Source organism: Paenibacillus pinihumi DSM 23905 = JCM 16419, assembly GCF_000422505.1.
Classification (GTDB): domain Bacteria; phylum Bacillota; class Bacilli; order Paenibacillales; family Paenibacillaceae; genus Paenibacillus_D; species Paenibacillus_D pinihumi.
Genome location: NZ_KE383865.1, coordinates 542,622 through 564,732, shown reverse-complemented (window position 1 = coordinate 564,732; position 22,111 = coordinate 542,622). Strand labels below are relative to the sequence as shown.

The window sequence follows — 22,111 nt, the reverse complement described above, 5'->3', positions numbered from 1 at the left end:
GAGTCAAGAATCCTGCTATTGCAATACGCTCACGATTCTCTCAAGCGCCCAGTCCAGTTCTTCCCTGCTGACAATTAAAGGCGGCGCAAATCTGATTGTGGTATCATGAGTCTCCTTGCACAAAAGTCCCAGTTTCATCAGCTTCTCACAGTAAGGACGGGCCTGCCCATGAAGCTCCAGGCCAATGAATAGTCCTCTGCCACGAATCTCCTTCACAATTGGACTCTCAATCTCTGCAAGTTTATGGATGAAATACTTCCCAAGCTCATCAGAGCGCTCTGCCAGCTTCTCGTCCTCCAGTACGTCCAGCGCCGCTATCGCGACCGCACAGGCGAGCGGATTGCCGCCAAAGGTGGAACCGTGGGAACCCGGCTCGAAGACGCCCAGCACTTCATCGCCTGCAGCAACAGCCGAGATCGGCATGACACCGCCTCCAAGCGCTTTGCCCATAATATAGACGTCCGGCTCCACCTGCTCCCAATCAGAGGCGAAGCGGCGTCCGGTCCGGCCAAAGCCGGTCTGAATTTCATCCGCCACCAGCAGCACTTGATGTTTGCGGCACAACGCCTGTGCAGCAGCCAGATATCCGTTCTCCGGGATGACAATCCCCGCTTCTCCCTGAATCGGCTCTACGAGAAAGGCTGCCGTATTCGGGGTAATAGCCTGTTCCAGCGCTGCTATATCCCCATAGGGCACCAGATTGAAGCCTGGAGTGAATGGTCCGAAGTCCTTCTTGTATTCCTCTGAGGAAGAGAAGGAGGTCACTGTAATCGTCCGTCCGTGAAAATTGCCGCTGCAGACGATGATCTCCGCCTCGTTGCCGGCAACGCCCTTATGCCGGTATGCCCAGCGTCTCACAGCCTTGATGGCTGTCTCTACAGCCTCTGCACCCGTATTCATTGCGAGTATTTTGGGTTTGCCTGTATATCGTGAAAGCTTTTCATAGAAAACACCTGCTGTGCTGCTATGAAAGGCTCTTGATGTCAATGTGACTTGGTCTGCCTGATCTTTTAAAGCCTGGATGATTTTTGGATGACGATGTCCCTGATTTAATGCGGAATAAGCGCTTAGCATATCCATATACCGATTGCCTTCGGGGTCTTCCACCCATACGCCCTCTGCTTTTGAGATTACAATCGGCAGCGGATGATAGTTATGGGCACTATATTGATCCGACATTTGAATCACCATTCTGGAATCCAGCATCGCAATCACCTCATATGAATTTTGTATACAAAATACAATATACTTAAATTCGGATAAAAAAACTGGATTGGAACGTATTCCTTTCCAGTTCCGGATTCGCCAAAAGCAAAATCCGCTTTGTTTCCTGCATTATATGCAGCAATTACAATACCTTTGACAAAAAATCCTTTGTCCGTGAATGCTGCGGATTTTCAAAAATAGCCCGCGGATCGCCTTCTTCGACAATAACACCGCCATCCATAAAAATAAGGCGGTCGCCTACCTCACGCGCAAATCCCATCTCATGGGTAACAATAACCATCGTCATGCCATTTTTCGCCAGACGCTTCATAACATCCAATACCTCGCCGACCATCTCCGGGTCAAGCGCCGATGTCGGCTCGTCAAACAGAATCATTGCCGGCTCCATCGCCAGCGCTCTTGCAATTGCAATCCGCTGCTTCTGACCGCCTGACAGACTGTCCGGGTAAGCCGAAGCCTTGTCTTCAAGCCCTACGGACTTGAGCAGTTCCATTGCAATCTTCTCCGCCGCGCCCTTGCTCTGATTCTTAAGCTTTCGCGGCGCAAGAGTCAGGTTGTCCATAACGCTCATATGCGGGAAAAGATTGAACTGCTGGAACACCATTCCCATTCGCTGGCGGATTCTGTTCAGGTCCGACTGCTTCCCGGTTAACTGCTGTTCCTCAAACCAGATCTGTCCGCCCGTCGGCTCCTCGAGCCGGTTGAGACAGCGTAAAAACGTACTCTTGCCGGAGCCGCTTGGTCCAATGACAACGACAACCTCGCCCTTTTTGATCTCGGTATCGATGCCTTTAAGAATTTCATTTTTGCCGAAGGATTTGCGCAGGCCGCTAACTCGGATCATCGTTTTTGCAGCCTCCTTTCAAGAGCACTCAGCAGCTTGGATAGCGTAAATGTGAGCACAAAATACATCGCAGCAGCTACAAGCAAAGGCTCGAGCGGCTTAAATGCTGCTCCTTGTACGGTCCGTGCCGTGTACATAATCTCCGCAGCACCAATTGTGGACACCAAGGAAGAATCTTTTACAATAATAATGAACTCATTGCCGATTGCAGGCAGCATGTTACGGAACGCCTGCGGAAGGATAATGTGGCGCAGCGTCATGCCATGCGACATCCCAAGCGAACGGGCGGCCTCCGCCTGCCCCTTGTCGATTGCATTGATTCCCGCACGGAATACTTCTGCCATATAGGCGGCACTGTTGATCGTCAGTGCTGCAATCCCGGCCTCAAACTTCGTTAATTCAAGGCCAAAAGGCACCAGCCCGAAGTATATGATGAATACTTGAACGAGCATTGGAGTGCCGCGGATAATCTCAATATAAGTCGAAGATAGGGCCCTGAAGACCCATACCTTCGAAATTTTCATTAAAGCCAGGAAAATGCCAAACACGGTACCCAGTAGTACGCCGAAAAACGACAGCTGCAGCGTAACCCAGGCTCCTTGCAAAAACATCTCCCAGTATTTCGCCATAAAAGTAAAGTCTAGCGACATCAGCTTCTACTCCGTCCCTGAAATTATTCGACCAATTCGTTGGCTTCAACTACGAAGCGCTCGATATCCCCATTTTCACTCAAGCGTTTAATGGTAGCATTAATTTTGTCCAGAAGCTCCTTATTGCCTTTCTTCACAGCAATCGCATAGCCTGTCTCATCTTCGGAAAGCTCGAATTTCACATCGGATGCTACTGCGATATCGTCCTGGTTGGCAGCATATTGGTCTGCAACCGGCTTATCTACGATTACAGCATCCACACGGCCGGTTTTCAGCTCCATAACCAGCTCAGGCAGCTTCGCCAGGGAAGTCAGTTGTGCGCCTTCTACGCCTTGGCCAATTTCCTCTTGCAGGGAACCTTTTTGAACACCAATCTTTTTGCCCTTCAAATCGTCAGCGGATTTGAAATTGCCCACAGCATCTTTTTTCACCAGTACGCTATGCTCGCCCAGGTAGTAAATATCGGAGAAATCAACAGCTTCTCTGCGCTCTTGCGTCGGGTTCATGCCGGAAATAACAAAGTCCAGCTTGCCGGTATCCAGCGCCATCAACAGGCTGTCAAAATCCATATCTTCGATCTTCAGCTCGGCATTCGCATCTTTAGCCACTTCTTTGGCAATTTCAATATCAAAACCTACAATTGTATCTTTTCCATCAATGTTCTTATGGAATTCATATGGCGCGAAATCAGCGCTTGTTCCGACCGTCAGTTTTGCTTTATCTGTTACAGCCGGCTTATTGTCGGTACCGCCTTGTGTATTTGTTGTTCCAGTATCCTTCTGCCCGCAACCCGCAAGCACCGTTGTGAGCATGACTGCCAAAATCAAAAGTTTCTTCATTTCTTTCATCTCTCCCGCTTTTTTAATATTTTATATATTTAGTCGTATTACAGATTTCCAAAATATTAAATAAAGTCATATACTTTTCCAAATCTGTATACAATATACACTAACTTATGCAAGTTTTCTTTTTAATATGTCACTTATTATAACATCAGCAAGTGGGATCAACAACTTATTTTTTCGACTGCTTTTCCTTGTATTACGCTTGTTCTTGTTATCCACCTGACATAAATCTAACATATAAATTCAACTCCATCTTGAACAACGCGAACTCCAGTGATAAGATGTAAACATGGATAAAGAATTACTTTCGTTAATTATTATTCATTAATCACCATACCTGTACGATCCATTTTTAACCCGCCATTCATTTCCCATTACGGAAAACCCCTAGAATGACAAGGAAAATGGACCTCATTTACTTCAATGAAGTTGAATAAGAAGTGTGACTGATTTATGCAATATGATGTATGAAGCATATGAACACATATACTGCGACATGGCCTGACATGGCTACCAGAACACACGAATCCGCGTGATCCAATAGAGCGGCACAAAACACTTGCATCCAAAAGTGTACACTACACGACGATCAATAGTCAATGTAAACAGCCAATTGATTTGGACGCGCTTTCTATATTTTAGCAAACAAGTATTACGAAAGGGGAATCCGGCATGCAAGCGCCAAAATATCAGTCTCTCAAGGATCATGTCTATGATTACATCGCCCAGAAAATCCAGGACGGAACGCTTCTTCCAAACCAGAAAATCAATGAAGCGGAAATTTGCAAAAAGCTGGATATCAGCCGGACACCTACCCGGGAGGCGCTGTTTCAGCTATCCTCTGACAATCTGCTCGATTATATCCCCCGCCGCGGATTTATCGTCAAGCCGTTTGAAGGCAAAGAAAAGCTCAACGTCTCACAAATTATAGGCGCCCTTGATGCTCTTGCCGCGACACTTGCCACAGATAATCTGGCGGAAAAGGATATTAAAGAAATGGAAGCGATTGTGGATAAAATTCAAAACGATATTATCCAGTTTGATTTTTCAGAGTATCATAAGGACCAATATAAATTTCATAACGTTTATATTCGCCAATGTGATAATCCGAACCTGATTGAAATGCTTCACTCGCTGAAAAACAGCTTTATCCGTCAATCCTATCTGAGCAATGATAACAAAAAGCTTGCACTGGTATTAAATGAAGTCAATGCCGAGCACCGCAAAATCATTGAATACTTCAAAGCAAAAGACAAAGAGAAGCTTGAAGCTATTCTAAAGTATCACTGGCGTATTATTGACAACGAAATGCTATAAATTGATGACAAAGGCCCTGTCTGAACTCCCTCCAGGATGTCAGGCAGGGCCTTTGTGTGATCGGATGCTGCCGCACCGGCATATCCCCCGCATTTATTTCAGAAGAACGATGCTCTTTCTACCTATAAAAAGATCACCGGAGCAATTGTCCGTACCAGTTTTAGGCTACCCATATGAAGACGCTCCGTGTTATAATAGGAAATTATGACTTCGTTAATATTTATTAAGCCTGTCAATGATAGTATTTAGGAAAGGAAGCATCCCGATGACAGAAAAAATCTCCATTTTCGATACGACTCTGCGTGATGGCACACAGGGCGAAGGCATCAGTTTGTCAGCCGATGACAAAATTAAAATCGCTCAAAAGTTGGACACGCTGGGTGTTCAGTATATTGAGGGAGGCAATCCGGGAAGCAACAGCAAGGACATTGAATTTTTTCAGCGGGTCAAATCCTTGCAGCTTCAAGCCAAAATTACGGCTTTTGGCAGCACGCGGCGCAAAAACAGCATTGCCGAGCATGACAGCAGCCTGCTGCGCATTGTAGAATCAGGCGTGCCCGCGGCAACGCTGGTCGGAAAGTCTTGGGATTTTCATGTTCATACTGCCCTGCAGACGACATTGGAAGAAAATCTCGCGATGATTTCCGATTCTTTCGCTTTCCTGAAGCGGAATGATGTGGAAGCGATTTACGATGCAGAGCATTTCTTCGACGGATACAAGAATAATCCGGAATATGCCATTGCCGCCCTGCGCAGCGCCCAGGATGCCGGTGCAGACTGGATCGTGCTCTGTGATACGAATGGAGGCACACTGCCTGGTGAAATTCACGAGATCGTTACCCGTGTACGCCAGGAGCTGACAGCGCCAATCGGCATTCATACACATAATGACTGCGAGCTTGCGGTAGCCAATACGCTGGCAGCTGTAGGTGCCGGGGCACGTCAAGTCCAAGGTACGATTAACGGATACGGCGAACGCTGCGGCAACGCTAATCTGTGCTCCATCATCCCGAATTTGCAGATCAAAATGAATTATCAATGCGTCAGCAGCGATCAACTGGCTCAGCTAACGAATGTAGCCCGTTATGTAAGCGAGATCGCTAACGTTCATATGCCTGTCAATCAGGCGTATGTCGGCAATGCCGCATTTGCACATAAAGGCGGTATCCATGTTTCGGCTATTCTTAAGGATTCCAAAACGTATGAGCATATCGCACCTGAGCTCGTCGGGAACAAACAGCGCATTCTTGTTTCGGAGCTGGCCGGACAGAGCAATATCATCTCCAAAGCCCAGGAGCTTGGACTGGATATTAATGCGAACAACGAGAAAACAAAGCAAATCATCGACAAAATCAAAGAGCTTGAGCATCAAGGCTATCAATTCGAGGGCGCTGATGCATCCCTGGAACTGCTGCTTCGCGAAGCCTTCGGCGAAACCAAGGAAATCTTCAAGCTGGAGTCGTTCAAAATGCTTGTTGAGAAGAGCCACGGACAGCTCCTGTCAGAGGCCATTGTCAAAATTAATGTGGATGGCGAGACCGTCTACACGGCAGCAGAGGGCAACGGCCCTGTCAATGCACTGGATAATGCACTGCGCAAAGCGCTGGTACAATATTATCCCGGCATTATGGACGTTCATCTCTCCGATTACAAGGTTCGGGTGTTTGACGAGAATGATGCAACAGCGGCCAAGGTGCGGGTTCTGATTGAATCAACCGACTTCAATAACACCTGGAGCACGGTTGGTGTCTCCAGCAATATTATTGAAGCAAGCTGGCAGGCGCTCGTGGACAGCATACGTTATGCACTCCTTAATTCCGCCAAGCTGGAGATCAGCGGGTCCGATCAGCGCGAGCGGTTGGGCTTGATCAACCACTAGGAGGAGATTATCTCTTTCTCCGATTTGTTTATTAAAACAAAAACAACCTTCCGGGGCTGCTGCGAAGCGCCTGGAAGGTTGTTTTTCTATGTCCGTTTGTGATCCCGCTCAGCCGTCGTCAAGACGGGTTGATTAACGCTTCAATCCGTTTCTCCCATTGCTCCCGTGGAATAACCCCAACAATTCTTTCCATTACCACTCCATTTTCATCAATAAGCAGCGTCGTCGGGAACGTGCTGATTTTGTACAGTTTGGTGGCGATCCCGTCACGATCCATTAGTATCGGGAAATTCAGCTCAAAATCATCCACGAATTGCCTGGCCTGTCGCTCCTTATCGTAGGAGGTGGCATTTACCGCGTACAAATCCATCTGCTTTTCATATTTATTATGCAGTTCTACCAGATCCGGCGCTTCCAGTTCACAAGGTCCGCACCAGGATGCCCAAAAGTTCAGCATCAGCAGCTTCTTCTTCTGCCCTCCGACTGCATAATTTTGTTCATCAAGCGCGGGCAGCTCAAAGGCCGGTGCGGTAAAACCTGGCTTCGGTTGTGGTTCGTGTGCTCCCATTGTATCAGAGGACACAAGGCTCGCCTGTTTTTCGCTGACAAAAAAGTAGCCAAAAATCAGCAATACGCAGGCTGCAACAATGATCCCGATTTTTTTCATCGTCCAATCGCTCCTTTAGAATCCATGATAGCATGGGTTAGAATTGAAGCTCAAGCAGGCGGGCAGTATAACACCATAAGTGATGACAAGAATGTGATCGGATGGTGAACAATTTTTATGCAATCGACCAAAAGCAGGTGGCCATGGGTTGTCGTCGACCGCAGACACCGCGAGGATGATGCGGAAGCAAAATCCTCTCCGGATGGCAAGTCTCCCAGCAGCGGCAAAGGATCGAAGCTCATGGAATACATCGCCCTCGCGACAGTTCCAATGGTGCTTGTACTCGGCAACTCTATGCTGGTGCCGATTTTGCCCGATATGGAACAAAAGCTTGGCATCAGCGATTTTCAATCCAGTCTGATTATAACTTTATTTTCGGTGACAGCCGGTGTTTTCATACCTTTTGCCGGGTATTTATCCGATCGCTTCAGCCGCAAGGCGATAATACTGCCCTCCCTGATCGTTTATGGACTGGCCGGCATATTGGCCGGGTTCGGTGCAGTATGGGGTTCCTATCCAATTGTCATTATTGCCCGTGCCCTGCAAGGGCTGGGTGCAGCAGGCACCGCCCCGATTGCCATGGCCCTCGTCGGAGATATGTATAGAGACGGCAATGAGAGCGAAGCACTTGGTCTAATTGAAGCATCCAACGGAGCAGGCAAAGTGATCAGCCCGATACTTGGATCCTTGTTCGCTTTAATTATCTGGTACGCTCCCTTTTTCGCTTTTCCTGTATTCTGTGCTCTTTCACTGCTTGCCATGATCTTTATGATCAAGGAACCCGAGAAGAAGACACAGGCTCCGCCGGTGAAATATTATGTCAGGCAAATCGGCGTGATCTTCAAAGAGAAGGGCCGGTGGCTGCTTCCGGCATTTGCCGTCGGTTCCATGGCATTGTTTATTTTGTTCGGGGCTTTGTTCTACTTATCTGATTTGCTGGAGAAAGCGCCATACAATATTGACGGCGTGGCCAAAGGCGGCGTGCTTGCCATCCCGCTCCTGGGACTTGTTGTTACCGCTTATCTGAGCGGCAGAAAGATTAAAAATAACGGCGTTCTCATGAAAACCCTTATGAGTATCGGCCTGGCCGCAATGACAGCAGCGCTCGGAACTGCCATTGCCCTGCACGGACAAATCTACTGGCTGATTGGCCTGCTGCTTGTTTCCAGTATTGGAACAGGCCTTGTTCTGCCTTGCTTGAATACGATGATAACCGGCGCTGTAGACCGCCAGCACCGCGGAATGATTACGTCCCTGTACAGCAGCCTCCGCTTTCTCGGCGTCGCATTCGGCCCTCCGATCTTCGGATGGCTGACCGGACGGTCCCAGACGGTACTGTTTATTGTTATTACCGTTCTTGCTGCCGCTTCACTCATGCTGACCATTTGGCTCATCCGCCCCCCCGTCAAAGCTGGCGATGCCGGGACAGCCTGACTTGCAGCTGAGATGATTCATAATATCAGAAAAAAGAGTGTTTGCAAGTCCCTACGGGGACTTGCAAACACTCTGAAGCGGCTAATGCTTGCTCAGATATGCATATAAATCAGCCAGTGTCGTAATATTTCTGAACGTGATCTCCTTTAAATAGGCCTGCCACAGCTTCGCCGTCATGATTGCGTCCTGGAGCGCATGATGACGCTCCGTAACCGGGATTCCTGCATGTTCGAGAAGCTCATCCAATCCGTAAGTTCCCCGCTTTGGCTCCAGCCACTTGGCGACCATCATCGTATCCAGCACCCGATGGGTCAAGTTCACCTTGGATGTCCGCCACAACGCCGCATTCAGGAACTGCTTATCATGGCCGCTGCCATGCGCAATCAGCACCCGTTTACCGATAAACTCCATAAAATCATGCAGCACCTGCATTAAATCCGGCGCATCCCCTACCATATCATTCGTGATGCCGGTGAGCGACGTAATATGCCTTGGTACCTTGCGCCGCGGATTGACCAGGCTGTAGAAGGTGCGGCTTTCGTCCAGCGGTTCGTCACCACGCACAATAATGCCCCCGGCGGAAATAATTTCATCTCCGTTATAAGGGTAAAAGCCTGTCGTCTCCAAATCAAAGACTACAATCTCCAGCTCCTTTAGGGGGGTATCCAAAACCGACTGCTTCCGCTGTTCCTTGCTTACGGACCGGATGAAAGCCATCTGCTGCGCATTTTGCGAGCCCATCATTGAGGCGATTGCAGGCGTAATCCCACCCATTTTATATAAATGCCACATACGTCCGACACCTTTTTGCTGTTTCATGCTCTCGCCTCCGCATTGCCTTTCCTTCGCTGGCCTGTCAATTTGAGATCCGGCCACCCTTTCTTTGATTCAACTGACAAACGCATCCAGCGCAAATACTATTTTTTCAGCCTGCCCAATGTCAATTTCTGCACCTGTCTTTGCAGCCTTTTGCCAACCTTCAGGCTTTGTTTTAATTCCTCGATCATTTCCTTGGTCAAGTGGTGATTTGCCAGCTTGCCGTTATTCATGTACATGCCATCCTTATTGTTCTCTGTAGCAATCATTCTCAGCTTTAGAAAAAACAAAAACGCCTCACTGTATGCCGCAGCTTCCTCCTGCGTAACGACCTCCGCCTGCACAAGCGCATTCAGCCGCTCCAATGTCGAGGTCGGCCGCAGTTGCGATTGCACCGCCATAAGACGGACCGCATTGACCATTGGAATATAAGCGCCGTACTTGATATCAATGCTTCCGGCGTCCTCGCCGTACTGCTCCTTCAGCAGCTGCCCGAACACGCCGATCAGCATCTTGTGACGGATCGTATTGTCCAGCATCCGCTGCACAATGACCGGTCTGGCAAGCATATCGGAGTAGAAATGCTTTTTTAGCCTTGTGAAAAGCTCTTCGCTGCCATATACATGGCGGCAATCGGCTACAATCAGCAAATACCGCACCGATTCCCAGTCCGCAGTCTCGAACCAGCCCTCAAGCTGCTGCTTCCAGCGGCTTTCCGGCAAGCACCACTGCGGATTGGCGCTGATTACATTGCCTTCGCAAGGCGGATAGCCGATCTCCTGGAGCAGCGCAACCGCCTTCTCCGACAGATGGGCAAAATAGTTCCCCGCTGCGAGCTCCTTTTCCTCTGTCTCTGCATTTTCATATATAATTCCGCTATCCTGGTCACTGGACAGTGTCTGTTCCTTCCGCCCTCCGCTGCCAAACAATAAATACGCATAAGGCACGGGGGGAGAACCCGTCCCCGACCGTGCCAATTCTGCTTCCGCCAGAGCAACCGCGCGCCTGATCAGCGCATCATGCACTCCATTTAATTGTCGATAGTATTCATCCAGAGGCAGCGAAGGGAAAAGAGCATCCATACGGCTGTGTGCTGCATCCCGCAGACGTCTCAGCGCTGCGGTCAGCTCGGCAGCGCTGATCTGCAGCAGGAGCTGCACAAGTACCGGATCGTTCATACGGCGCTCCCCCCTATTAGATATCCTGCTCTAATTAAGCGTTCAGATTTTGCTGTGCTTTTTTCATTTGCTCAGGATAACCATAAGCACCGTGCTCGCTCAGGTCAAGACCGATTATTTCTTGCTCCTCGGTTACGCGGAAGCCAGCCGCCTTCTTGATGACGTACAAGACAGCGAACGACACGATGAATACGAACAATCCGCAGACGACAACACTTAAAAATTGTACCCAAAGTTGTTCCAATCCGCCGCCGTAGAACAACCCCGCTTTACCTACACCTGCAGTCTCGGCCAGCTCCGGCGTTGCAAACAAGCCGTTAGCCAAAGTTCCCCATACACCTGCCGCACCGTGTACGGACAATGCGAAGATCGGATCATCGATTTTCATTTTCTCAAAGAATTTTTGGCTGAAGAATACGAGTACGCCTGCCAAAAGACCTATCACTACTGCCGCCCAAGGCTCAACGAATGCACAAGAGGCTGTGATCGCCACCAGACCAGCCAGACCGCCGTTCAGCATCGTTGTAATATCGGATTTACCAAGGAAAGCCCAGGAAATCAGCATCGCGGCAACAGCTCCTGCGGCGGCTGCGATTTGCGTATTGAATGCCACATAACCGAAAAACCCGGTTTCAATCGCTACCGTACTTCCCGCATTAAAGCCGAACCAGCCTACCCACAGGAACAGAACTGCGAGTGTGGTATAGACCTGGTTGTGTCCCAAAATTTGATTGGAAGAGCCGTCCTTGTTGAATTTGCCGATCCGCGGCTTGAGCAGAATGGTAGCCGCGAGCGCAGCTGCCGCACCGGACAAGTGAACGACAGTAGAGCCGGCAAAGTCTTGCGCACCGTCTTCAGCAAGCCAGCCGCCGCCCCAGATCCAGTGGGCAACCATCGGATAAATGACACCGACAAACACAATGGTAAAGATCAAATAAGATGAAAGCTTGGCGCGCTCGGCGAAGCCGCCCCATGCGATAGATAATGAAATCGTAGCAAACGCAAGCTGGAAGATAAAAAATACGGAATCTGAAAGACCTGCATCCTCACTATATAAAACCGGAGGATTATAGAAGAACTTGCCTAACCCGTACAATAAGTTTCCGTTTTCGCCAAATGCAATTCCATAACCAACTGCCCAATAAATCAATGAGCCAAGACCAAAGGTAAAGATCGTTTTGCCTGCTACGTGTCCGGCATTCTTCATTCGGGTCGAACCAGCTTCCAGCAAAATGAATCCGCCCTGCATCAGAATAACAAGGATTGCAGCTAGCATAACCCACAGCGAGTTCAAACCGGTATTCAGCATTGCCGTGGATGGAGCATCCGCAAATGCCATTGCAGGAAACAAGAGAAGCAGAGCACCCACTGTAAGAATCATTTTTTTGACCAAAACGACCACTCCCTTAATGTGTTATCTTTTATTACATGATAAGAAAGACTTAATGTCATTATAGATAGTAAGACCTGTTTTGACAATAGAGTTTTCAAAAAAGTGCAAATAATCATGCGAAAAGTCTAACGTTTGACCTCGATCCAATAATCAATGTTAAGTTTTTTATACATGAATCTATATTATTGGGTAATTCAAGAAATATCTTTCGCTTTTTCGACCTTATTCCATGAATCGCTGCATAAAATTCTGTTCTTATTCGGATTAGGCACATTTGCCTACCTTCATGTCATACATTGTTCACAGATTCATAGGCTTTCTCAAAGCATAACGTTTGACTGTATGGTTCTGTTTTCTGTATCATATAAATATAGGTTTTATAAGGGTAAAGAGAAAAACGAAGCATCAATCCAGTTTTAAGGAAGGAAGGTGATTCAGTTGGGGATACAAAATTATTCCGCATAGGCGAGCTCGCCAAGAAAGCGAATGTCAGCCCGCGTACGATTGATTTTTATACTTCTATGGGACTACTCGAGCCGCAACAGCGATCAGAAAAAAATTATCGTCTGTATAGCAATGAAACTTTGCTCCGGCTCAAACGTATAGAACAGATGAAGCAGGATAAATATACGCTGGAAGAGATCAAAGCCAACTTGGACCAGTGGAACAAGGTTTCGGCCGAGGAGCAGGTTACCAAAAAGCTAAGCGATCTTCAGCTTCATATGCAGAAGCTTGAGCGCGAAGTCAAGGAGCTGGAACCGGTCATCGGGAAGCTTAAGCCTCAGCAGGCCAAACATCTGACAACGAAGCTGATGCCGCAGACAGCCGCCTGTATTGAAGCGCTAATGCTGCTGCTTGGCAAAGGTCCATTTATGTAAGTTTTAATCAAGATTCGTTCCGCAGCACCTGACTTACCAATATGGAGGCGATTGGATTATGTTTTTTCACCCGATGGATTTTCTGATTATTATTGCATTCCTGCTGTCGCTGTGGGCGCAGTTCCGCGTTAAGGGAACGTTCAACAAATGGGCCGAGGTTCCGATCAACAGCGGACTTACAGGCTATCAGGCCGCCCGCCGCATGCTCGATAATAACGGACTGCATGATGTGCCGATTGAAGCCGTTCCCGGCCGCCTGTCAGACCACTACGACCCGATTAACCGTGTGGTTAGACTGTCCGAACCGGTCTACTATGAGAATTCGATCTCTGCCGTAGCCGTAGCTTGTCACGAGGTCGGACACGCTATTCAGCATTCGGTTAATTATCCGATGCTGGTGCTGCGCCACCGGATGTTCCCGGTCGTCAATATAACATCAGGCATCGCGCCGTTTCTGCTTATTGCAGGCTTCCTGTTCCAAAACATGGGACTTGTCGGGCTCGGGATTATCTTCTTCTCCGCAGTGGTTGCTTTCCAGTTGGTCACACTGCCGGTCGAGTTCAATGCCAGCAACCGTGCCCGCGATCTGATGATTGCCGAAGGCTTTGTAAGCAACGAGGAAGAGCAAGGTGTCGCCAAGGTACTGAACGCCGCTGCACTGACTTATGTCGCCGCAGCGCTGATCTCTCTGCTGGAGCTCGTCAAATATATTATGATCTTTACTCAGAACCGGGATTAACCAATAATTCATGCGATTTCAAATATCTTTGAACCATTTGCAATTCAAAACAAGAACCCCGTCCACATAAGGACGGGGTTCTCTTTGCTATAGGGACTTACATTCCTTAGAGAAATGATCCAGTAAATATTTATAAAAGACCTTGGCGACTAACGGAAGCTTCTGGTTCGAGCGGCGAATGAGTCCGATCGTGCGGGTGACACTTGGAGACTCAATACGCACCTTGGCCGTCTGGAGCGGCCCTGCCTGATGCAGCGCCATCTCCGGCAGCAGGCTTACCCCCATTCCCGCTGCGACCAGCCCGCGGATCGTCTCTGTCTCTTCCCCTTCAAAGCCGATGCTCGGAGTAAAGCCAGCCTTTTTGCAAGCCTCCCATACAATCGGACGCAGAGAATACCCTTCTCTGAACATTACAAATTCATCATCCTTGAGTTCGGACAGCATAATGGACTTTTTATCCGCAAGGGCGTGCTTGGCAGGAAGAACCGCATAGAGCTCCTCTGTCAGCAACACCTCTCCCACTACATGCTCGTTATGTTCCGGGAACGGGGAAATGAAGGCCAGGTCAATCTCCCCTTTGACCAGATCCCGAATCAGTGACGGGTACATCCCCTGCTTGAATTTGAAGCGTACATGCGGGTACTGCTTGCGGAAGCCGGATACAACCTGCGGTATAAGCTGTATGCCGAGGCTGTGCGGGAATCCGAGACGGATTTCACCCACCTCCGGATTCATAAACTCATTGATCTCCAGAACCGCCTTCTCCAGATCTCCAAGCACAACCTCAATGCGCTTCAAGAACAGCTGTCCTGCCGGCGTGAGCTGCAAGTTTCTGCCCTTCTGGATAAACAAGGAGACGCCAAGCTCCTCCTCAAGCTGATGAATCTGCCGGCTGACGGCCGACTGCGCGACACGCAGCTCCTCTGCGGCCTGGGTTACATGCTCCTTCTTTGCCACTTTGACAAAGTAGTAAAGCTGCCTTAATTCCATAATCCGTTACTACGCCCCCCTGCAAATATCTACTTATTTTTCCTCTCGAACTGACTGTATAGCAAAAATCCTGCAATCAAGCCGCCTGCATGCGCCCAAATATTAATATTAGGCACGATTACGGAATAAATCAGACCAAAGATCAAAATCATATAAACCGTCTTGCGCGAAGCATCATCAAGCCTTGTCTTATGAAGCAAAGCGAGGTTCAGATAAGCGCCAAACACTCCGTAGATCGCCCCTGAGGCGCCCACAGTAATGAGTGCCGGAGCCGAACTGTTCATATTATACATGAGCACACTCAAAATGTTGCCCACAATCCCGCAAAGCACATAGAATACTGTATACCGGAATGAACCAAGCAGCCGCTCCAGCGGCGGAGCAAATACCAGTATCGAGAAACAGTTAAAAAGCAAATGTTCCCATCCGAAATGAAGTACAATCGAGGTGGCATAACGCCATGGCTCCTGCAAGCCGTACGGATCACCTGGATAAGCGACGAACGCGCCGTGACCGAGCAAGCTGCCGTTTGCGAAATAGTTGAATATAAAAACCAGCACATTCAGCGCCAATATTGTCGAGGTGACCGGGTACAGCCGCAAATAGGAGCGGAAGCTCTCATAACGCAAAAATATCATTCATTCATCTTCCTTTCCTGCTTGATATTGGACAAGCAACATTTCTTACGATTATAATAAATGTGCAGCAACCCAATTACAAGGAGGCAATTATAATGGCGCAAGAACGTACAGCTACATTAAAAGGCAATCCGATTACATTGATCGGTCCAGAATTGAAAAAGGGCGATAAAGCTCCTGACTTCCAATTGAATAAATCTCTCGTTGATGTTGTTTCTTTGAGTGATTTTGCCGGTAAAGTCAAGCTGATCAGCGTCGTGCCTTCTATCGATACAGGCGTATGTGATGCACAGACACGCCGTTTCAACCAGGAAGCTGCCGGCCTCGGCGAGAAAGTCGCTATTCTTACTGTAAGTGTTGACCTCCCGTTCGCACAAGCCCGCTGGTGCGGCGCTGCAGGCGTGGATCAGGTAACGCTGCTATCCGACTACAAGGATAATAACTTCGGTGAAGCATACGGCGTTCTGATCAAAGAACTGAAGCTCGATATGCGTGCAATCTTCGTCGTAGACGGGAACGACACCATTCAATACGTTGAAGTATTGAATGAGATGGCAGAACACCCGGACTATGAGAAAGCCATCGCAGCAACAAAGGAACTGATCTAATCCATTCCGGACCGTATTAACGGCTCAGCGGCTTCGCTCATTCATTGGGCGGGGCCGCTGCTGTTATAACGACAAACTTGGAGCAACAGAATGGCTCATGCATGCGTATTCCAGCCAGCAGCAGCCCACTCCACCGTCAAGGTTGCAACCTGCGATTTCAATCCATTATCCTGAACGAATATGACGCATAAACGGCTGCCGCCGTCGCTTATACAACGGGGCAGCCATTACGCACCCATATCTGATAAAAAGCGAGTGAAGGTTGTCCTTCCTCGCTTCTGTTTATTTTATGGGCTCTCCACCTTATAGGCGGCGAGTTTTTTATCAAGCGTTCTATAAATATCAAGGATTACGCGGTAATTGGAGCCCAGATCGCCCAGCGAGCCGCGTGATGCCGAATAAATATCGACTGCGGAAGTAATCGGGTTAACACCAATGACAGATACAGTAATATCCATCATTCTTCCGGTAACCGTTCTCTTCTCCAATACAATCTCTCCAACGGATTCCACTTCATGAAGCAGCTTGTAGCCCTGCATCTTCTTCAAAGTGGAGACCACCTCAGCCCACGTTTTCTCCTTCGACATCTTATAATAGTGAGATTTCAGTAACGGGTCCTTCGCTCTATCACCTGTCTGCTCAAAGCTTCGCAGTATTCCAATCAGCGTCCGCTTTAACAACACCCATCTCCCCCTCCGACTCTATGTATAAAAAGAAGGATACATCCTCGTGCAAACGGCTGCTGCTGCACGCGTTAACGACGGCAGCGGCGTTTCACATTGAAATATAAGAACACTCAGAACGGAATATGTACACATTCTTATATTTAAAATAAAGCGTATCCATAAGCGTAAACAGCTGCCGGTTAATGGACTGGCCAGTCAGCGTTTCGCGGAGAAATCCAAGTCAGACCTGCATAACCATGAGCGTCTTATTCTGGATTGTAAATGAAAGAAGCGGTTAAATTTTCATTCCTTGACAGCAGGCAAGAACGGCTAAAGCCGTCCACTGTTGTGTCCGGCAGAACCGTTGCTATGACCTTTATGTAAGTAGCCTAACCTAAAATCAAGCTATCATATATGAGAGAAACCCGCCTATGCCGTCCGACTTGCTTGTTTTTTGAACCCGCTCTCGCAGGTGGGTGTCCGCAGAAGTTTTTTTGAAGTCCCTTTTTGAGGGCATGTCAGCCATACTTCGATATAGGTCTCCCGTAAAACAGCCATTGGTTCAAAACAATGTTAAGCCGTAACGAACATCGCAGGATGTAATGAATATTATAGACCGTTTGAACTAAAAAGTAAACCGATCCCCGCTGTAAATTCTAGGTTAAGGCTACTTTCTTACATCTTCGGAGATTTCAACATCTTCTTCTTCCTCTTGCTTCTGCGCCTCGGCACGTTCCTGCTGGTCCTTCAGCTTCAAATAGATCAGGTGGAAATTATAGAAGGATACGACCCCGATCAAGCTTCCCATAAAAAACGGAATGAGAAACGTAAATTGAAAACTGACGAACAAAATACCACCGCTTACAATAACGGTAGACAGGGAACGGAATGGGCGGCCGATCGTAATGAGAATTGCATTCTTGATCAGCTGGAACAGCTTCATGTGGTAGTGAACCATCATGGAGAAGAAGTTGAACATGGAAACAAACAGCAAAAACATCAGGCCAATAAATACATAAGACAGCAGTTGAAAATTGTTCAGTTCATTCAGGTAGACCTTATAGTCCACAAACATAATGACGAACAACAGCGTATACAACAGACCGCCGAACATGCTTTGTACGTAATTATCCTTGTAGCCCCGGAAAAACGTCTTCAGAAGCGGTGCATCCACCTCTCCCATGATCCACTTGCGCACAACGGCATAAAGCGCCGCAGTAGCAGGGAAGAAAGTAAATGGCGCTACAACAGCCCCCAATATCAAAGTCGAATACAATTGACTTTCATCTTGTGAAAGGACCAATGCGGTAAAGAGGAAAAATACAAATGGGATTGAACACAGAATCCACAAAATATTCGTAACGGACAACCGCATAATCCATTCGGATATTTTGTAGAAGCCACCCATCATACCTCGCATTTCCATATGTGTATCCCCCTACAGAAAACGTTATCATGTTCTCAACTGACAAGTCTCTTCCACTAGTGTAAACAGCTGTGCCATCTTTGACAGGCACAGCGTCGTTTCACGTAGAAATAGAAGCCGTTTATAAAAATTGAAATAAACTTCTTCTATTTTAAAAAAACCGGGAATCGCACAACACGTTAGAGCCCTGTCCGGTGCCATAGCGCGATCGGAATTCCCGGTTCACTAATGATTAGACGTATTTTAGTTGTTTACATAGTCGTCAGAAGAGCTCTTCGGACGGCGGTATTCGCTGTTGCTGCGGTATTCGCCACCGCGGCCCTCGCTGCGTCCGCGATTGTCACCGCGTCCGCTTCCTCCGCTGCTGCCGCTGCCGCTGTTGCGGTCACGGTTGTAGCCGCCACGGTTGTCGCGATTTTCGCGTCCGCGACCACCATTGCCGCTGCGGTTGCCTCCGCCGAATGGTCCGCCGGAGAAACGGCGTCCGCTCGAACGGATATCCGGTCTGCGCTTCTTCGCACGAATCGGATCTTCCGGAGTCAGCTCGATGCTAACATCCTTTTTCTCACCGGTAAGCAACTTGATAGCTGCAGCTACCAGATGGACGGAGTCATAACGCTCCAGCAATTGAATCGAGATGCCTTTGTACTCCTGGAAGTCGTCGCTTTGAATAATTTCAATCAGACGCTCCGCAGTGACACGCTGTTTGCCCTCGATCGCTTCTGCCATGCTTGGCAGCGGCTTTCTGGAAATCTTCTGGCGTGTAACTTTCTCAATGAAATGAAGATGGTCGATTTCACGAGGCGTAACGAAAGACCAGGCTGTACCTTCTTTTCCTGCACGACCGGTACGGCCGATACGGTGTACGTAGCTCTCCGGATCCTGCGGCAGGTCAAAGTTGATAACATGAGACACGCCGGATACGTCCAGACCGCGTGCTGCAACGTCTGTTGCAACCAGTACATCAATGCTGCCGTCACGGAATTTGCGCATCACATTGTCACGTTGGTTCTGGGACAGGTCTCCATGCAATCCGTCAGCAGAGTAGCCGCGTTTTTGCAGCGCTTCGCTAAGCTCGTCTACACGACGCTTAGTGCGTCCGAATACGATCGCCAGCTCAGGAGATTCCATATCGAGCAGACGGCTCAGACCTTCGAACTTCTGGCGCTCATGAAGCTCAATGTAAGCTTGGTCAATGAGAGGAGCCGTAATGTTCTTTGGAATAACAGATACATGCTCCGGATTTTTCAGGAAGCGTTGTGCCAGTTTCTGGATGTTAGGCGGCATTGTCGCGGAGAACAGCATCGTTTGACGCTCTTCAGGCACCAAGCTCAGGATGGACGTAATGTCCTCCATAAAGCCCATGTCCAGCATTTCATCCGCTTCGTCCAATACGACAGTCTGAACATCGTCCAGGCGGATTGTTTTACGATTGATATGGTCAAGCAAACGCCCTGGCGTTCCGATAATAATTTGCGGTTTTTTCTTCAAAGCGCGAATTTGACGACCGATATCCTGCCCTCCATAAATTGGAAGGGAACGCGTGCCTTTGTAGCGGGACAACTTTCCGATCTCTTCTGCTACCTGGATAGCCAGTTCACGTGTCGGTGTCATAATAAGCGCAACAATACGATCTTCGCTAACCGGAATTTTACTAATAAGCGGTATACCAAAAGCAGCAGTTTTTCCCGTACCCGTCTGGGCTTGACCGATCAGGTCGCTGCCTGTAAGCGCGACAGGGATCGATTTGTCCTGGATGGGAGTGGATTCTTCGAATCCTAACTCGGTAATAGCTTGCAACACTTTTGGTTCCAAGCCGAATTCAGCAAATGTTTTCAAACGTATTCATACTCCTTCTTTTCTAAAGCTCCCAATTGTAAGCGGCGCTATGCCCGCCCCTATATCTTGTTCATTATAACATAACTTCCGCTACGAATACCAGTAATAGCAAGCTGCACATAATAATCCGTATCAGGATTCCCTTTTTCTCTAACCAGGATTGTGAAAGGAGCAAGGATATGGAATGGCTTCGCTATACTGGAACGGTACTGACAATGATTTTCGGTTCTCTACTGGTCGCTTTCGGTTTTAACATGCTTTTGATCCCCTTCGGGCTGCTTAGCGGCGGCGTTTCCGGGGTATCGATGATGATTGGCTATATAACAGGCGGCAATATCGGCTGGCTTTATTTTGCCCTTAACTTTCCAATTCTTGTGTGGGGCCTGTTCTCTCTCGGAAGGCGGTTTATATTCTGGAGCATTATCTCGGTTATTACGGCAACAATATGGCTTCAGCTCATACCGGTCAAGCAAGTCGTCGGGGACCCGCTTCTGGGCGCCATCTTTGGCGGTGTAATCGTAGGCTTCGGAAGCGGTCTGGCACTGCGCAGAGGCGGCTCCTCGGGAGGTTTTGACATCATAGCCTCGATTGTAACCCGCAAGCGCGATCTCCCTGTAGGCATGATTATTTTTCTCCTGAACGGCATCGTTATCATCGTGCTGGGTTGGCTGATTCAGGACTGGGATTCAGCCATGTACTCGATGATCTCAATTTTTACCGCAGGAAAAGTGGTCGATATTATACATATCCGTTACGTCAAGGTAACCGCATTTATTATTACGAAAGAAACGGACAAACTAAAGAGCAAGCTGCTGGAACGACCGCGTGGTGTCACGGTCATCCGTACCAAGGGCGCCTACTCCGGTGACGACAAGGATATGCTGATGACAGTAACAACCCGTTATGAGCTGGCCGAACTCCGGAAAATAGTCCTCACACTTGATCCCGGCGCTTTTGTCAATATTGTGGAGACAGTTGGCGTCATGGGACAATTTCGCCAGCCTGCCGGCTAATGACCGGAAAGAACGGGATGTTAACGGATTTTATGAAAGGCACTAGGTTTTTAAAAACCGTCCTGTTATAATAAAGGTATCCCGAGGTTAGTTAGTTTCATGCCAGACCGTTTTGCCCTGTTTTCTTCTGTTTTGCAAGCTCCGCTATCTGCAGGTTCATGCCTGAAGCAATGCGAGGCTCGTGTACTGCAGAGAAATAAAAGTTAGTATGACCTTCAATACTTTCTTATTATTTCAAGGAAAGGGTGATGTTAGGATGGATATGCAAACTGTAACGCTATCGCGGATTGTGGAAAAGCTGGTGCCGGAGTTGGTTCCCTTCCTGACGGAACGGGAGCTGCAGTTGAATATTGTACTTCGCGACGGCCTCTCCGTACTGGAGCCAGAAGATGCGATTGAGATCGTGCACCACAGTATTTATGAGGTTCAAAAGGCTGTGCTTCTTCATTAAGAAGCATAGCAGTTAGATGACGGGAACGCTTGGGCGTTCCCGTTTTTTTGCACCCTCATCGGCCGGCTCTTGCTTAGCGCACCTTGGCCGCAAGTGACAGGAAGAAATCGACCGTACGCTTAACTCTCGCCCTTACTTCCTCAGACTCAGGCTCTCCGTTATCTGCAAAATTGCGCTGCTGGCCGCCAATTGAAATCCACTCCGGGCTGTTGATCCCGTGCAGATTGCGGACAGTTGTCTGCATTTGCGTCAGCGAGCTTGTGCCCACACTGCCTCCTGCGGAGCTGCATACCAGCACCAGTTTCCCGTCAAAGTACTCAAAATTCAAAAAATCAATCGCGTTTTTCAGTACGCCGGACATGCCGCCGTGGTATTCAGGCGTGCTCAGCACGATGGCATCTGCCCATTTAACCGTACTTCGCAGGCATTGAACAGCAGCAGAATCATCCGCACCTTCGTCCGGAGAATAGAACGGCATAGGATTCTTATGCAGATCAATTACTTGTACCTCGTGACCCTCTTGCTCCATTAATTTGCTCACATACAGGGCAAGCAAGGTACTGGTTGCCTGTTTGCGATTGGCTCCCGCCAAAATAGCTATTTTCATCGGGAAT

The 22,111-nt window shown here is 48.5% G+C and carries 22 protein-coding genes and 1 other RNA gene; 8 read left to right on the top strand and 15 right to left on the bottom strand.

Annotation, left to right across the window (positions count from 1 at the left end):
• Positions 1–15 precede the first annotated feature (15 nt).
• From H583_RS0122875 to H583_RS0122860, 4 genes are all read right to left on the bottom strand, one after another.
• Positions 16–1,206 carry an ornithine--oxo-acid transaminase gene (locus H583_RS0122875; protein ID WP_028562509.1) on the bottom strand — a complete coding sequence of 397 codons (1,191 nt, stop codon included), beginning with the start codon at positions 1,204–1,206 and terminating at the stop codon, positions 16–18.
• Between the two features lie 142 nt (positions 1,207–1,348).
• On the bottom strand, positions 1,349–2,071 hold the full coding sequence (locus H583_RS0122870; protein WP_028562508.1) for an amino acid ABC transporter ATP-binding protein: 723 nt from the start codon (positions 2,069–2,071) through the stop codon (positions 1,349–1,351).
• Positions 2,068–2,721: an amino acid ABC transporter permease gene (locus H583_RS0122865; RefSeq protein WP_028562507.1), complete on the bottom strand. Its 654-nt coding sequence runs from the start codon at positions 2,719–2,721 to the stop codon at positions 2,068–2,070. Before H583_RS0122865 ends, H583_RS0122870 begins: the two co-directional genes overlap by 4 nt.
• 23 nt (positions 2,722–2,744) lie before the next feature.
• Complete coding sequence (locus tag H583_RS0122860) at positions 2,745–3,560, bottom strand: transporter substrate-binding domain-containing protein (protein WP_081667443.1); 816 nt, start codon at positions 3,558–3,560, stop codon at positions 2,745–2,747.
• A gap of 678 nt (positions 3,561–4,238) precedes the next feature.
• On the opposite strand from H583_RS0122860, the gene H583_RS0122855 reads away from it, so the two are divergent.
• Positions 4,239–4,883 carry a GntR family transcriptional regulator gene (locus H583_RS0122855; RefSeq protein ID WP_028562505.1) on the top strand — a complete coding sequence of 215 codons (645 nt, stop codon included), beginning with the start codon at positions 4,239–4,241 and terminating at the stop codon, positions 4,881–4,883.
• A 265-nt stretch (positions 4,884–5,148) separates the two neighbouring features.
• A complete protein-coding gene (gene cimA, locus H583_RS0122850; RefSeq protein ID WP_028562504.1) occupies positions 5,149–6,762 on the top strand; it encodes a citramalate synthase in 1,614 nt (537 codons plus the stop codon).
• A gap of 118 nt (positions 6,763–6,880) precedes the next feature.
• On the opposite strand, the gene H583_RS0122845 is transcribed toward cimA, so the two are convergent.
• A complete protein-coding gene (locus H583_RS0122845; protein ID WP_028562503.1) occupies positions 6,881–7,429 on the bottom strand; it encodes a TlpA family protein disulfide reductase in 549 nt (182 codons plus the stop codon).
• A gap of 117 nt (positions 7,430–7,546) precedes the next feature.
• Between H583_RS0122845 and H583_RS0122840 the strand changes: the two genes are divergently transcribed.
• Positions 7,547–8,863: an MFS transporter gene (locus H583_RS0122840; protein ID WP_028562502.1), complete on the top strand. Its 1,317-nt coding sequence runs from the start codon at positions 7,547–7,549 to the stop codon at positions 8,861–8,863.
• A gap of 81 nt (positions 8,864–8,944) precedes the next feature.
• On the opposite strand, the gene H583_RS0122835 is transcribed toward H583_RS0122840, so the two are convergent.
• The 3 genes from H583_RS0122835 to H583_RS0122825 form a co-directional block, all read right to left on the bottom strand.
• Entirely contained in the window at positions 8,945–9,682 is a 738-nt protein-coding gene (locus H583_RS0122835; protein ID WP_028562501.1) for a 3'-5' exonuclease, read from the bottom strand.
• A gap of 98 nt (positions 9,683–9,780) precedes the next feature.
• Positions 9,781–10,857 (bottom strand): DUF294 nucleotidyltransferase-like domain-containing protein, encoded by a 1,077-nt coding sequence (locus H583_RS0122830; protein ID WP_028562500.1) that lies wholly within the window; start codon positions 10,855–10,857, stop codon positions 9,781–9,783.
• Between the two features lie 34 nt (positions 10,858–10,891).
• Complete coding sequence (locus H583_RS0122825) at positions 10,892–12,250, bottom strand: ammonium transporter (RefSeq protein WP_028562499.1); 1,359 nt, start codon at positions 12,248–12,250, stop codon at positions 10,892–10,894.
• A gap of 404 nt (positions 12,251–12,654) precedes the next feature.
• On the opposite strand from H583_RS0122825, the gene H583_RS0122820 reads away from it, so the two are divergent.
• Positions 12,655–13,128: a MerR family transcriptional regulator gene (locus H583_RS0122820; protein ID WP_051236855.1), complete on the top strand. Its 474-nt coding sequence runs from the start codon at positions 12,655–12,657 to the stop codon at positions 13,126–13,128.
• 58 nt (positions 13,129–13,186) lie between these two features.
• Entirely contained in the window at positions 13,187–13,867 is a 681-nt protein-coding gene (locus H583_RS0122815) for a zinc metallopeptidase (RefSeq protein WP_028562497.1), read from the top strand.
• Between the two features lie 87 nt (positions 13,868–13,954).
• Here H583_RS0122815 and gltC read toward each other — a convergent pair whose 3' ends face one another.
• Both gltC and H583_RS0122805 read right to left on the bottom strand, forming a co-directional pair.
• Entirely contained in the window at positions 13,955–14,857 is a 903-nt protein-coding gene (gene gltC / locus H583_RS0122810; protein ID WP_028562496.1) for a glutamate biosynthesis transcriptional regulator GltC, read from the bottom strand.
• A 29-nt stretch (positions 14,858–14,886) separates the two neighbouring features.
• A complete protein-coding gene (locus tag H583_RS0122805) occupies positions 14,887–15,495 on the bottom strand; it encodes a rhomboid family intramembrane serine protease (RefSeq protein ID WP_028562495.1) in 609 nt (202 codons plus the stop codon).
• A gap of 95 nt (positions 15,496–15,590) precedes the next feature.
• On the opposite strand from H583_RS0122805, the gene tpx reads away from it, so the two are divergent.
• Entirely contained in the window at positions 15,591–16,103 is a 513-nt protein-coding gene (gene tpx, locus H583_RS0122800) for a thiol peroxidase (RefSeq protein ID WP_028562494.1), read from the top strand.
• A gap of 287 nt (positions 16,104–16,390) precedes the next feature.
• On the opposite strand, the gene H583_RS0122795 is transcribed toward tpx, so the two are convergent.
• The 4 genes from H583_RS0122795 to cshA all read right to left on the bottom strand — a co-directional run bounded on the left by H583_RS0122795 (position 16,391) and on the right by cshA (position 20,033).
• Complete coding sequence (locus H583_RS0122795; protein ID WP_081667441.1) at positions 16,391–16,783, bottom strand: DUF1499 domain-containing protein; 393 nt, start codon at positions 16,781–16,783, stop codon at positions 16,391–16,393.
• 403 nt (positions 16,784–17,186) lie between these two features.
• A non-coding RNA gene (gene ssrS, locus H583_RS36255) (6S RNA) lies at positions 17,187–17,370 on the bottom strand.
• A 65-nt stretch (positions 17,371–17,435) separates the two neighbouring features.
• Positions 17,436–18,194: a YesL family protein gene (locus H583_RS0122785; protein WP_028562492.1), complete on the bottom strand. Its 759-nt coding sequence runs from the start codon at positions 18,192–18,194 to the stop codon at positions 17,436–17,438.
• Between the two features lie 243 nt (positions 18,195–18,437).
• Entirely contained in the window at positions 18,438–20,033 is a 1,596-nt protein-coding gene (cshA, locus tag H583_RS0122780; RefSeq protein WP_028562491.1) for a degradosome RNA helicase CshA, read from the bottom strand.
• Between the two features lie 179 nt (positions 20,034–20,212).
• On the opposite strand from cshA, the gene H583_RS0122775 reads away from it, so the two are divergent.
• Complete coding sequence (locus H583_RS0122775; RefSeq protein WP_028562490.1) at positions 20,213–21,046, top strand: YitT family protein; 834 nt, start codon at positions 20,213–20,215, stop codon at positions 21,044–21,046.
• A gap of 256 nt (positions 21,047–21,302) precedes the next feature.
• Positions 21,303–21,497, top strand: coding sequence for a hypothetical protein (locus tag H583_RS0122770; RefSeq protein WP_028562489.1), 195 nt, complete (start codon positions 21,303–21,305; stop codon positions 21,495–21,497).
• A 73-nt stretch (positions 21,498–21,570) separates the two neighbouring features.
• Here the strand turns inward: H583_RS0122770 and H583_RS0122765 are convergent, their stop codons facing one another.
• On the bottom strand, positions 21,571–22,104 hold the full coding sequence (locus tag H583_RS0122765) for an NADPH-dependent FMN reductase (RefSeq protein WP_028562488.1): 534 nt from the start codon (positions 22,102–22,104) through the stop codon (positions 21,571–21,573).
• Between the last annotated feature and the right edge of the window lie 7 nt (positions 22,105–22,111).